The sequence below is a fragment of the Paracoccus zhejiangensis genome (genome assembly GCF_002847445.1).
Taxonomy (GTDB): domain Bacteria; phylum Pseudomonadota; class Alphaproteobacteria; order Rhodobacterales; family Rhodobacteraceae; genus Paracoccus; species Paracoccus zhejiangensis.
This window is the reverse complement of sequence record NZ_CP025430.1, coordinates 695,615-707,445: the sequence shown is the minus strand read 5'-3', so window position 1 is coordinate 707,445 and position 11,831 is coordinate 695,615. Positions and strand designations below refer to the sequence as shown.

Below are 11,831 nucleotides of genomic sequence, written 5' to 3'. Positions count from 1 at the left end.
GGTCGCTGACACCTCGCTCCGCAGCAAATTCACAGACAGATCACGCGGCTTTTTCTAGTCTGGGTTCAGGGCAACCGTCCCGACACCAGGGTAGTAGAAGCAGATGATCAGTTTGATGAGTAAACCCAGCGATCTTGCCAAGACGTGGCAGCGATTCGATTGGCGCGAGAGCTTCTTCGCGCCGAATGCCGTGATTCTTCAGGCGCTGACCAAGGGCGGGACCGCCAGTGGCGTCGGGCGCGGGCGCGAGGCCGCCTATCAGCGCTGCCTGGGGGAAACTGCGGAAATCCAGGCGTTGAGCGCGCTCCCGGCGGCGCTGCGCGCGGGCTTCACCCCGCTGCGCGACGGGCTCGCTGCGCATGTCGAACCCGAGGCCGCCCGCCGTTTCGCGCAGCTCGAGGCCTTCGAGCGTCAGGCGGTGGCGCGCTGGTGGCTGGAGGAGGTGCCGGCCCGTCCGCTGGACGACGGCTGGCTGGCCGCGACCGGGCTGCCCGGCATGGTCACCATCGCCCGGCTTGGCGCGGCGCTGAAGCGGCGCACCGGCTGGTGGCAGATCGAGACCCGGCCCGACCAGCCGGCGGTGATGGTCTGCCGCAGCATCAGCCCCGAGGGGCAGGACCCGGTGATCGGCTATGGCTGTGCCATGGACCCGGTCGAGGCGGCGCAGAAGGCGCTGCGCGAACTGTTCCTGATGGAGATGAACCTGATGGAACTGCTGGCCGCGCGCCGGCTGGATCTCGGGCACCCCCATCCGGCGCAGGAGCGCATCGCCACCTATGCCCGACGCGGCCCGGCGCTGCTGCCGTCGCTGCCGCCGGTAACGCCCGCCGCGACCGACACGGCTGCGACCGGGTCCACGCCCGATTTCTGGCTTGGTACCGCACTGACCGAACGTGACATTACCCCGCCCGATGGCCCCATCGCGGTCTGGCTGTGCCAGCCCGACCTGCCAGTGCCGATTTTCAATGACCGGACCGGCGTGCCTTTCATGTAGATTGCGCGCAGATGGGCGCAGCCACGAGGCGGGACGAGGAAAAGGACGCATGACCGATACGCTTGATCCCGACCCCGGCGACCTGCTGGCCAATTGCCGTTTCGGCTGCAGCCCCGCCCCAATCGACCCGGCACCACCCGCGTCGCAGCGCCCGAGCGCCGCGCGCTCTGCCGCTGCCGCGCCGGTCATCGGCACGCCCGACCCGGTGACACCGGTGCCACGCCAGCGGCCGGAGTTCCTGCTGCGCGCTGACCCGGCCTGGCGCCGCGCCTGCCTTGAGGCCAGCGCACATATCCCCTCGGGCTATACCTATCTCGGCCAGTTGATGGGCCATGACATGGGTTGCAGCGTGCCCTTGTCGGCGGTGCCCCATGCGACGCGGGGCGATGTGGTCGGCGTGGTCTCGGTGCTGGGACCGCGACGCTATAACCTGATCGACAACCCGCTGACGCTGGAAACCATCTACGGGCCGGGGCCGACGATGCTGTCGCATGTCTATGACCCCGACCAGATGCTGTTCCGGCTGACGCCCGGGGCGCGGCTGGCGCGGGTCTATCGCTTCGCGGCGGACAGCGCGCCGGGCGGCGACCGGCAGCCGCTGCGCGCGCTTTATGACGAGCGCAACCGGGATTCGCTGATGCTGCACGAGCTGTCGGTGGCCTGGATGCAGTTCCACAATCTCTGCGCCCGCCGGCTGATGGCCGAGGGGATGCGACCCTTCCCCGCCTATGTGGCGGTGCGCAACCATGCGGTGCGGGTCTGGCATGGCATCGTCACGGGCGACATCCTGCCCCGCTTCCTGCATCCCGAGATCGCCGCCCTGCCCACCCTGCCCGACGAATGGCAGTTGGACGAGGCGACGCTGCTGCACGGGTTGTTCCGCGCCTTCCATGCGCTGCCGCTGGCCGGCTATCACCTCGGGCGCAGCGGCACCCATAATCTGCGCGCGATGCTGAGAACCGGCTTTGACCACAGCGAGGCCGAGCTGGACTGGAGCATCGATTGGGACCTGTTCTTCGGGGCCAAGCCCGGGGGGCCGAAAACCGGCCTCTCGGCCAGCGTCGCGCCCGAACTGCGCCACCCTGCGACCGCTGCGGCGGTGATCGCCCTCGATGCCGAGTCCGCCCGCGAGGCCGAACCGCTGCGCGCCGGCAATGACCGGATCGAGGCCGCCATCGCGAAACTGCCCGCGCCCTGGCCCGCACGGCTGGCGGCGGGGACGATCACCCCCGAATTCAACACCCGCTTTCCCGCCTCGCCGGTGAAGGTGACGACCCAGATGATCGAATGGGGTCCGCTGTTCCAGACGCTGATGATCGAGGCGCAGCTGCACGGCGTCAGAGGCGGGTTCGGCCCCTTGGGCAGCGCGCTTTTGCGCGGCTCGATCGAGGGCTCGATCGCGCGGGTGCAACTGACCACCGGCAGCCGGGGCGCGCAGGGCCTGCCGCATCCGGCCACCATGCTTGAACTGATCGCTACTGTGAGAAAGGGGTAATCCAGATGAGCGGCAACCAATACGTGATCGTCGGCAGCGAGGTCGATCAGGCGGCCTTCTACCTGCATGGCGATGGCAGCATCGACGACCAGAAGGGCGGCGACGGCCAGCCGCTGAACGTGGAATTCATCGGCAAGCTGATGGTCCGGCTGTCGAAGCTGGGCCCGGGCGGCCTGCCGCCGGCCGAGCTGGACAAGCTGGAAGACCAGGTCCGGCACGCGCTGATGGTGCAGGATTTCTCGGTCCAGAGCGGCGGCGCGGCGCTGAGCGATGACGAGCGCGCCGCGATCCTCGACAATACAGATGTCCGGATCGAGTTCGAACGCCGCAAGCGCCGGCAAAAGAAGCCCGACCGCAACACCCGCATCCTCGTCGTGCCCTCGGACCAGACGCTCGAGATCACCGACAAGCAGTTGCAGGACCAGGGCAGCTCGGACGGGTTCCGGCCGCCGCTGTCCTACGAGTTGGACCGGGCGCTGATGCTGGCCAGCATGAAGGACGAGATCCTGCAGATGACGCGCGAATTCGCCACCAAGGGCGAACCGGGCTGGACGCAGGCGCTGCAGGACGCGCTGGAACGCCACATGGCCGAAACGTTGAAGGCGCGGGGCGTGTTCAACGATGCCGGCGGCGGCGCGGCGGATGACGTGAAGAACGAAATCATGAAAAGCCCGCTCCGGGCCTTCTACCGCTCGGTCGGGATCTACGCGACGAACATGTGCCGCTAGCCCGCGAGGGCGGCGGTTTGGGCCACGCGGTCCAGCGTCGCGCGCAGATCGGCCTGCGCGGCGGCGTCGCGCAGCGGGAAGCAATTGCCGAACCAGTCGAGGATGCGCGCATCCGTCGGCTCGGCTGACCCGCGCCACAGGCCACGTATCTCGGCGGTGTAGTCGCGCAAGCGCTGCACGGCCTCTTTCTCCTGCCCCAGCTTCCACAGCGACAGGCTGTGCCAGCCGCCGACCGTGGGCATCAGCCCGCCGCCGCGACTGCATTCCTCGGCGGCGGCCTGGTAGTCGCCCAGCAGGTAATCGGCGGCGGCGAGGTAGATCAGGTGGAACGGCTCCATCACCGCCGCATGGGCCTTGGTCTCGGCCACGAGGCTGGCGGCGCGGCCCGGATTGCCGGCAAAGGCAAAGCCGAGCGCACAGGAGGCCAGCGTCAGCGGGTTGCTGCGGTTGAGGTTCAGCGACTGGTCGAAATGGAACTCGGCCAGACCGAATTCCCGCTTGTGGCAATAGCACCAGGCCACGACCCGATGCGCCCGGGTGTCGAGCGGGTCGATCGAGACGGCAACGATGGCATGGTGCAGGGCGCGCTGGTTCACCTCGTCGCTGGGGCGGGTGCCGGGCAGCAGCACATGGCGGACGTTCAGCGCCCCGGCCAGTTCAGCATGGGCGGGGCCAAAGCGCGGCGCCTCGCGGGTGATCTCTTCCAGCATCACCATCGCCGCGCTTTCGGTCTGCGGCGACCAGTCGTCCAGCAGCGCCTGCGCCTTCAGCCAGCGGTCATAGATATGCGTGCCGGATTCCGACAGCGAGCGGTCCGAGACCACCACCGACAGCGCGTTCGCGATGTTCGACAGCAACCGGCGGGCCTTGCTTTCCCAATCACTCTCGGGGCTTTCGATCATCTCGGACCAGAGAAGCTGACGGTCGGTGCCGCGCTGCACCTCGACGAAGAGGCGATAGGTCTGCAGGGCATAGATCGGGCGCAGGGTGACGCGGGCCTGCGCGGTCTCGCCCCCCTCGTCGTCCAGTACCCGCCATTCGCGGAACCGCCCCATACGCATCCGGATATCCGAGAACAGCACCGTGCCAAAACTGACCATCTCGGCGGGAATGCCCTCGCCCGGCATCAGCCCCACGCTCAGCGAGACCTCGGGACGGCGGTTGACCACCTGCTTCTGCACCGCCCCCGCCGCCGGGCTCAGCTTGATCGCCGCCAGCAATTCGATGGTTTCGGGTTCCGGCTCCTGGTCGTATTCCTCGTCCAGATGGGCATAGAGCAGGTTGTAACGCTCGATCGCCCGGGTCGAGTGACCCGACTGCCAGTCCAGCGTCATCAGGATGCGCACCGCGGTTTCGTTCGCCGGCTCCAGCCCCAGCGCGAACTCGGCAGGCGCGCGCAACTCGGCCAGCCGCGCACCATCGGTCGCCTTCATCCGCTCGTCCAGCGTCTTGCGCAACAGCGACAGCAGGTTGTTGCGGGTGATCACCAGCCAGCTGTCGAAGGACGAGCTCAGCCCCTCGAGCCGCAGGGTATAGCCCACGAACTCGCGCAGGATCTCGGCGGTCTCCTCGCTCCAGCCTGCAGCGGCCAGCCCGGTCGCCACCTCGTTCTGGAACGAGAACCCGCCCGGCAGCCGCAGCGACACCGCGCCGAACCCGGTTTCCAGCGTGATCTCCTGCGCGGCATCCAACTCGCGGCGGATGTGGCGGATCACCTGCCGATAGGAGGACGAGGCCTTTTGCTGGTCGGATTCCTGCCAGAAGAGATCAATGATCTTGTCCGAGCGATGGACCCCGCCCTGATCGGCCAGCAGGAAATACAGCAATGCCTGCGCCTTGCGCAGGCGCACCGAGGATAGGATCTGCAGCAGGATGCGGGCGAGGCTGTCTTCACTCATGTCGAAAGGAACTATTGCGCCACGCGACTAAAGCAAAGCCCGGTGCGTCCTGCAACAGCAGAGGACCAAGGAAAACCCTTCGACACCAGGGCCCGAGGGTAGCGGTGCGCACCTGCGCCCTACCCCGTCATCCCCGCCAGGTAGAGCCCGATCCCCGCCGCAGCCGCGGCCCCCAGCACCGTCAGCATCCCGAGCTTCAGCCGGAAGACCGCGACGATCGCGCAGGCCGCAAGCATGGCCGCCGCCCAGTTGATCGAGCCAAGGACCGGCAGTTCCATCGACAGCGGCCCGGCCTCGACGCGGATGACCTCGCGCCAGATGACATGGATGGCAAACCAGATCGCCAGGTTCAGGATCACCCCCACCACCGCAGCCGTCACCGCCGTCAGTGCCGAGCTCAAGGCCCGGTTCTCGCGCAGCCGCTCCATCCACGGCGCGCCGAGGAAGATCCAGGCGAAACAGGGGGCGAAGGTGACCCAGGTGGCCAGCAATCCCCCCGCCGTGCCGCCGATCAGGTTGCCGGTCTCGCGCCAGGCGCCCATGAAGCCCACGAATTGCAGCACCATGATCAGCGGCCCCGGCGTGGTCTCGGCCATGCCGAGCCCGTCCAGCATCTCGCCGGGTGCCAGCCAGCCATAGGTGCCAACGGCCTCCTGCGCGACATAGGCCAGAACCGCATAGGCGCCGCCGAAGGTCACCACCGCCATCTTGGAAAAAAAGCCGGCGATGTCGGCAAAGACGGTTCCGGGGGCGAGGGCCAGCAAAAGCCCGACCGGCAGAAGCCACAGGACCAGCGCCGCCAGCCCGGCGACCAGCGCGCCGCGCCGCTCGCCCGCGGGCATGATGCGTGTCTCTTCGCCCAGCAGCGTCCCGGCATCGGCGACATGGGTGCCGCCCACGGAACCATGCCCGCCGCCTGCCGCGAAGGCCGCGATCCCCGCCTTGGCGCCCAGCCAGCCGACCAGCGCCGCGCCTGCCACGATCAGCGGAAAGAGCGCGCCGAAAGCGAAGATGGCGACGAAGGACAGGGCGGCGATGGCCCGCATCGCATTATTCTTCAGCGCCCGCTTGCCCACCCGCACCAGCGCCTGCAACACGATCGCCAGCACCGCCGCCTTGAGGCCGAAGAACAGCGCCGAGACGATGCCGACATTGCCCCAGATGGCATAGATCCAGCTGAGCGCCATGATCGAGACCACGCCCGGCAGGATGAACAGCACCCCGGCGATCAGAGCGCCGCGCACCCCGTGCATCAGCCAGCCGATATAGGTGGCCAGCTGCTGCGCCTCGGGTCCGGGCAGAAGCATGCAGAAGTTCAGCGCGTGCAGGAAACGGTCATCGCCGATCCAGCGCCGCTCCTCGACGATGATGCGATGCATCACCGCGATCTGCCCCGCCGGCCCGCCGAAGGACAGGGCGGCGACCCGCGCCCAGACCCTCGTGGCCTCGGCAAGCGTCGGATAGGGGCGCGCAGTCTGATCGGCAGGTTCGGTCATCTGGCGGCTCCGCTCGGGCTGATCGGCGCACCATCGGCGGCAATCACCCCGAACGCAAGCGCCGCCTCTACCCCGCCGCCAGCGCCGGCAGGAACAGCACCAGGTCGGGCCAGGCGATGCAGAGACCGACGATCAGCAGATCCACAAGCACGAACCACATCACGCCCCTGAAGATGCTGGACAGTTTCGCAAGATCGCCGACCACGCCCTTGATGACAAAGACATTCATCCCGACCGGCGGGGTGATCATCCCAATCTCCAGCAGCTTGGTCAGCACCACGCCGAACCAGATCAGCGAGAAGCCGGCATGATCGACCAGCGGGATGACGATGGGCAGGGTCAACAGCATCGCCCCCACCGGCTCGAGCATCATCCCCAGAAGCAGGTAGACCAGCACGATGCCGATCATCAGCGTGACCGGCGAGGCCTCGAAAGAGAGGATGAAGTCAGACAGCGCCGCGCCGGTGCCCGAGAGCGTCAGGAAGCGCGCCAGCAGGCTTGCGCCGGCGGCAATGATCATCAGCGCGGCGGTGGTGTTGATCGTCTCGGCCACCGCCAGCCGCACCGCCTTGAGCGTCAGCGACCGGCGGATGAGCGCGACGGCGCAGGACAGTGCAGCGCCAACCGCGCCCGCCTCGGTCGGCGTGAAGACCCCGCCGAAGAGGCCGGCAAAGACGCCGATGACGATGAGAAAGACCGGCCAGGTCTGGCCAAGCGCGGTAAACCGCTCGGACCATGACGCCGCCTCATCGACGCCCGGCGCGAGGTTCGGGTTCAGCCGCACCCTGAGCCAGATCATCAGCACATAGCCCAGCATGGTCACCGCGCCGATGACCAGCCCGCCGAGGAACAGGTCGCTGATCGGCTGGCGGGTGATGATGCCGTAGAGGATCATCAGGATCGAGGGCGGGATCAGTGCGCCGATGGTGCCGGCGGCGGCGACGGTGCCGGTGGCCAGTTCGGCGTCATAGCGGTGGCGCATCATCTCGGGCACGGCAATCTTGCCCATCGCGGCCGAACAGGCGACGGACGAGCCGGTGACGGCGGCAAAGCCCGCGCAGCCAAAGACCGAGGCGATGGCCAGCCCGCCCGGCACCGCCGACAGCCAGACCTGCGCCGCCTGGAACAGCCCCTGCGTCATGCGGGTGTGATAGCAGATGAAGCCCATGAACAGGAAAGCCGGGATCGAGCTCAGCACCCAGCTGGAGACAAAGCTGTGCGGGATCACACCCAGCGCGCCCCATGCGACGTTCCAGCCCATCATCGACCAGAGCCCGCCAAAGGAGACCGCGATCAGCGCGATCCCGATCGGGATGCGCACGAGGATCAGCGCGAACAGCGCGGCGATGAAGGCAACGGCGATCTGCAGGTCAGTCATGGTTTTCCTCCGCCGGCATGTAGGCCGCGATCTCGTTATGGCCGCGAAAGCCGCTGTCGATGCCAAGAAGCGCCGCGATCAGCCGCCACAGCGCCACCAGCGCCATAAGTCCGAAGCCCGCGGGCAGGATGAAATAGCTGGGCCAGGTGATGAATTTCGTCCCGCCCTCCAGCGAGAAGGTGCCAAGCGCGTACTTGCCCAACGCCTCCTCGCCGCTGCGGATCGCGATCAGGCTGGCGACGATGACCGTCAGCACTTGGCCAAGGATCATCAGCGCCCGCCGCAACCCGCCGGGAAACCGGTCAAACAGCAGTTCGACGGAAATATGGTTGTCGCCCTGTTCCACCAGCGCCAGCGGCAGGAAGGCGATGGCGACCATGTAGAAGGTCGAAACGAAGAGGATGGTGCCGTTCAGGGGCGCGTTGAAGACATAGCGCAGGATGACATCCAGCGTGACGTGGCAGACCAGCGCGAGGACGGCGAGGCCGGCAATTGCGCCCAAGGCTCCGCTGGCCCCAGAAAGGAGCTTTGCAATCGGGTTCATGTTGGAAATCCTCAGATCGAGGGGATGCGCCGGGCGAGGTGCCGCCCGGCGAGGGGCCTAGAGGCCATAGGTGGCGGGATCGATCTTGGAATAGACCTGATCCCACAGCAGCTTCTGCAGCGCGTCATGGGAGTCGACGCCGGAGACCAACCCGCGCCATTTCTCCAGCATCTGCGGGAAGTCGGCAGCGATCTCGTCCACCCGCGCGACGCCGTAGGTATCGCGGAAGATCGCCGCCGCCGTCTGCAGGTCGGCCTCGACAAACTCGCGGACGGACGCCTGCGAGGCCTCGTCGGGCTGGTGGATGCTGATGCCCTTGGCCTCGGCTGCGGCCATGGCCTCGGCCTCTTGCGTGACGAAGTTCCAGGTGATGCCAGCGGTCATCTGGCTCGCGCCCCACAGCACCGCCTCGCGTTCCTCGACCGTCAGGCGCTGCCAGACATCGCGGTTCACATTTGTCGAGGCGACCCCGGCAAAGAGGCCGCCGGGAATATTCGGGGTAATGTCGGTCACCACATCGGTCAGGTTGTAGTTGGTCAGTTCCGGCGCGCTGAGCATGGCGCAGTCGAGAACGCCCTGCGACAGCGCCTCGTAGACCTCGTTCACCGGCAGGGGCACGCCGACCGCACCGAAATGCTCGGCAAAGCGGACGAAGCCCGCGCCGGCGGTGCGCACCCGCTTGCCCTTCAGGTCGGCGATACTGGCGACGGGCTGGGTGCATTGCAGCCCGTAAAGCGTGGTCACGCCACCGCCGGTATAGACTTGGTTCTGCGCCGCGAATTCCGACAGGCATTCGGGGCATTTGGTCAGCGTGTATTCAAGGATCGCCCCGGTATAGGCCAGGGGCGCCGTGCCATCCTGCGGGCCGAGGTTAACCAGCGGGTTCAGTTCGTGCAGGAACAGGCTGGTGGCGTATTCGGCCGAGTAATAGGGGGTCAGCACATAGCCGATATCGGCCATGCCGTCGCGCAGCCCCGGCCCGGTCTCGCTGAGGCTGAGAAGCGACATGGAAAACGGCTGCACCGTCAGCTCGCCGCCGGTCTTCTGGCTGACCTCGTCGGCGAAACGCACCGCCGCCAGCCCCACGGCCGAGCTTTCCGGGTAGCCATAGGCGTAATTCAAGGTTTCTGCCCCCGCCGACAGCGTCGGCAAAAGCGCAAGCGATATCCCCGCGCCCAAAGCGCGTAGTGCGGTTGTCATAACCTCTTCTCCCTTTTTGATTGAAGTCCTCCGGCCTCCTCCGCCGGGACCTGTTGGCCGTCGCCCCTGCGGGGTCAGGCGACCTTCAGTATAATTTTGCCGATATGGGTTGATGCCTCCATCAGCCGGTGCGCCTCGACCGCGTCGGCCAAGGCAAATTCGCTGTCGATCTGCGGCGCAAAGCCGCCCTTGGCGATCATCGGCCAGACCTCGGCGCGCAGGCTGGCGGCGATGCGCGCCTTGCTGTCATGGGACTGGCGGCGCAGCGTGCTGCCGGTGACGGTCAGGCGCTTCAGCATCACGCTGAGAATATCCAGTTCGCCATGCGTGCCTTCGAGAAAGGCGATCTCGACCAGCCGGCCATCTTCTTTCAGCGCCTGGATGTTGCGCGGCAGATAGGCGCCGCCCACCATGTCGAGGATCACATCCGCCCCGCCCTCGGCCTGCACCGCGGCGACGAAATCGGTCTCGCGGTAATTGATCGCCAGATCGGCGCCCAGATCCAGGCAGGCCTGACATTTCGCCGCCGAGCCTGCGGTGGCAATCACGCGGGCACCCTTGGCATGGGCCAACTGGATCGCCGTCGTGCCGATGCCGCTGGTGCCGCCATGAACCAGAAAGGTCTCGCCCGGTTGCAGCGCGCCGCGCTGGAAGACGTTCGACCAGACGGTGAACAGCGTCTCGCAGAGGCCCGCCGCATCGCGCAGCGACATGCCCTCGGGCACGGGCAGGACATGGCGGGCATCGGTCACGGCGTATTCGGCATAGCCACCACCGGGCAAGAGCGCGGTCACCGCCTCGCCAATGGTCCAGCCGGTCACGCCCTCGCCCAGTGCCGCAATATGGCCCGAGGCCTCCAGCCCCGGCAGGTCCGAAGCACCGGGCGGCGGCGGGTAGACGCCGGCTCGCTGCGCCACGTCGGGCCGGTTCACCCCGGCATAGGCGATGCGGATCAGCACCTGCCCCGGCGCCGGCACCGGCAGCGGGCGGCGGGCGTGCCGCAGCACCTCGGGGCCGCCGGGTTCAGAGATCTCGACCACGGTCATTTCGGTGGGAAGGGTCATCATCGGCTCCGTGTCAGGCGGGCGCTGCGGGGTTCAGCCCCAGCGCGATCAAGTCGGGAATGGTGCGGATCAGCTTCCTGCCACGCTCGGGGTCCGAGGCATTGCCCTCCTCGATCCGGGCGCGCACGCCCTCGAGGATCGCGGCAAGGCGGAAGGCCGAGAGGCTGATCCAGAAATCCAGCGCCGGGGTTTCGGCCATGCCGGTCGCTGCGACATAGCGGGCGATAATCTCGGCCTCGGCGGGCAGCCCCTCGGCCGTGCGGTCGATGCCGCCCAGACCGTGAAACACGCTGTCATTCGGCAGGCGGTGGTGCATCAGCATATAGGCCAGATCGGCAAAGGGATGGCCGATGGTCGCCAGTTCCCAGTCCAGCACTGCCAGCACCTCGTCGCTGTCTGCGCGGTACATCAGATTATCGATGCGGAAATCGCCATGGACCAGCGTGGCGCGGCCATCATCCTCGGGCAGGTTCGCCTCAAGCCGCGCGATCAGCCGTTCCATGTCGGGATAGCTGCCGTCCTCGGTGGCGCGGAACTGGCGGCTCCAGCGGGCGATCTGGCGGGCGGCATAGTCATTGGGCTTGCCGAAATCCGCCAGCCCCGCCGCCCGCCAGTCGACCCGGTGCAGCGCCGCCAGCGTGTCGACCATGGCGAAGGTGACGGGCCGGCGATGCGCAGGGTCCATCTCGGGCAAGGCCGGGTTCCAGTGGACCACGCCATCGACGAAATCCATCAGGTAGAATTCCGAGCCGATGACGGTCTCGTCGGTGGCGTAATGCAGCGCCGGGGCCACCGGCACATCAGTCGGGGCCAGCGCCGTCAGCAGCCGGAACTCGCGGTCGATGGCATGGGCCGAGGGCAGGATCGGCCCGCCCGGCTTGCGGCGCAGCACAAAGCGGCGGTCCCCGGCCTTGAGCAGATAGGTCGGGTTCGACTGCCCGCCGCTGAACTGCTGCGCGCCAGTGAGGCGCGGCAGGTCTGGCAGCTGGGTGCCGAGGTAATCCGACAGGCGGTCCAGATCCAGCGTCGCCATG

General features: G+C 67.5%; 10 protein-coding genes. 3 read left to right on the top strand and 7 right to left on the bottom strand.

Going from position 1 to position 11,831, the window contains the following annotated elements:
* The first annotated feature begins 115 nt into the window (after positions 1-115).
* The 3 genes from CX676_RS03590 to CX676_RS03580 are packed head-to-tail and all read left to right on the top strand — an operon-like array spanning position 116 to position 3,217.
* A complete protein-coding gene (locus tag CX676_RS03590; RefSeq protein WP_232816574.1) occupies positions 116-994 on the top strand; it encodes a YcaO-like family protein in 879 nt (292 codons plus the stop codon).
* 49 nt (positions 995-1,043) lie between these two features.
* Complete coding sequence (locus CX676_RS03585; RefSeq protein WP_101751392.1) at positions 1,044-2,489, top strand: peroxidase family protein; 1,446 nt, start codon at positions 1,044-1,046, stop codon at positions 2,487-2,489.
* A gap of 5 nt (positions 2,490-2,494) precedes the next feature.
* Entirely contained in the window at positions 2,495-3,217 is a 723-nt protein-coding gene (locus CX676_RS03580; protein ID WP_101751391.1) for a hypothetical protein, read from the top strand.
* Here CX676_RS03580 and CX676_RS03575 read toward each other — a convergent pair.
* From CX676_RS03575 to CX676_RS03545, 7 genes are all read right to left on the bottom strand, one after another.
* Entirely contained in the window at positions 3,214-5,115 is a 1,902-nt protein-coding gene (locus tag CX676_RS03575) for a BTAD domain-containing putative transcriptional regulator (RefSeq protein WP_101751390.1), read from the bottom strand. The genes CX676_RS03580 and CX676_RS03575 overlap by 4 nt on opposite strands.
* Before the next feature lie 119 nt (positions 5,116-5,234).
* The gene (gene chrA, locus CX676_RS03570) at positions 5,235-6,611 is read right to left on the bottom strand and encodes a chromate efflux transporter (RefSeq protein WP_101751389.1); all 1,377 of its coding nucleotides are present in this window, start codon (positions 6,609-6,611) and stop codon (positions 5,235-5,237) included.
* Between the two features lie 67 nt (positions 6,612-6,678).
* On the bottom strand, positions 6,679-7,989 hold the full coding sequence (locus CX676_RS03565; RefSeq protein WP_101751388.1) for a TRAP transporter large permease: 1,311 nt from the start codon (positions 7,987-7,989) through the stop codon (positions 6,679-6,681).
* Positions 7,982-8,533 carry a TRAP transporter small permease gene (locus tag CX676_RS03560; protein WP_101751387.1) on the bottom strand — a complete coding sequence of 184 codons (552 nt, stop codon included), beginning with the start codon at positions 8,531-8,533 and terminating at the stop codon, positions 7,982-7,984. The genes CX676_RS03565 and CX676_RS03560 overlap by 8 nt, the downstream gene beginning before the upstream one ends.
* 57 nt (positions 8,534-8,590) lie before the next feature.
* The gene (locus CX676_RS03555) at positions 8,591-9,733 is read right to left on the bottom strand and encodes a C4-dicarboxylate TRAP transporter substrate-binding protein (RefSeq protein ID WP_101751386.1); all 1,143 of its coding nucleotides are present in this window, start codon (positions 9,731-9,733) and stop codon (positions 8,591-8,593) included.
* Positions 9,734-9,807: 74 nt separating this feature from the next.
* Positions 9,808-10,797, bottom strand: coding sequence for an NAD(P)H-quinone oxidoreductase (locus CX676_RS03550; protein WP_101754123.1), 990 nt, complete (start codon positions 10,795-10,797; stop codon positions 9,808-9,810).
* Positions 10,798-10,810: 13 nt separating this feature from the next.
* Entirely contained in the window at positions 10,811-11,830 is a 1,020-nt protein-coding gene (locus CX676_RS03545) for a phosphotransferase family protein (protein WP_101751385.1), read from the bottom strand.
* Between the last annotated feature and the right edge of the window lies 1 nt (position 11,831).

Coding starts and splice junctions, on each gene's coding strand:
- CX676_RS03590 (WP_232816574.1), top strand. CDS start 116: ATGAGTAAACCCAGCGATCTTGCCAAGACGTGGCAGCGATTCGATTGG.
- CX676_RS03585 (WP_101751392.1), top strand. CDS start 1,044: ATGACCGATACGCTTGATCCCGACCCCGGCGACCTGCTGGCCAATTGC.
- CX676_RS03580 (WP_101751391.1), top strand. CDS start 2,495: ATGAGCGGCAACCAATACGTGATCGTCGGCAGCGAGGTCGATCAGGCG.
- CX676_RS03575 (WP_101751390.1), bottom strand. CDS start 5,115: ATGAGTGAAGACAGCCTCGCCCGCATCCTGCTGCAGATCCTATCCTCG.
- chrA (WP_101751389.1), bottom strand. CDS start 6,611: ATGACCGAACCTGCCGATCAGACTGCGCGCCCCTATCCGACGCTTGCC.
- CX676_RS03565 (WP_101751388.1), bottom strand. CDS start 7,989: ATGACTGACCTGCAGATCGCCGTTGCCTTCATCGCCGCGCTGTTCGCG.
- CX676_RS03560 (WP_101751387.1), bottom strand. CDS start 8,533: ATGAACCCGATTGCAAAGCTCCTTTCTGGGGCCAGCGGAGCCTTGGGC.
- CX676_RS03555 (WP_101751386.1), bottom strand. CDS start 9,733: ATGACAACCGCACTACGCGCTTTGGGCGCGGGGATATCGCTTGCGCTT.
- CX676_RS03550 (WP_101754123.1), bottom strand. CDS start 10,797: ATGACCCTTCCCACCGAAATGACCGTGGTCGAGATCTCTGAACCCGGC.
- CX676_RS03545 (WP_101751385.1), bottom strand. CDS start 11,830: ATGGCGACGCTGGATCTGGACCGCCTGTCGGATTACCTCGGCACCCAG.